The 244-nt window shown below is 64.3% G+C and carries 1 protein-coding gene; it reads left to right on the plus strand.

Going from position 1 to position 244, the window contains the following annotated elements; genetic code table 11:
* On the plus strand, positions 1 to 244 hold a 244-nt coding region (locus KVT32_RS31135; protein ID WP_217619538.1), incomplete at both ends, for an MBL fold metallo-hydrolase.

The following is a 244-nucleotide window of genomic DNA, read 5'->3' on the forward strand; positions in this document are numbered from 1 at the left end:
GCGACCAGGTTCGCATCGGCGGGAGCGACTGGCGTGTCATCGTGGGCTACGGGCACGCGCCGGAACCAGCGTCGCTGTTTACGCCTGAACTTGGCGTGCTGATCACCGGCGACATGGTGCTGCCGCGCATTTCCACCAACGTCAGCGTGTTCGAATACGTACCCGACGCCAATCCGCTGCCTTTGTATCTGCGCTCGCTTCACGGCTATGACGGCCTGCCCCGCGACACGATGGTGCTGCCGTG

Source organism: Achromobacter sp. GbtcB20, assembly GCF_019091095.1.
In the GTDB taxonomy this organism is placed as follows: domain Bacteria; phylum Pseudomonadota; class Gammaproteobacteria; order Burkholderiales; family Burkholderiaceae_B; genus Achromobacter; species Achromobacter mucicolens.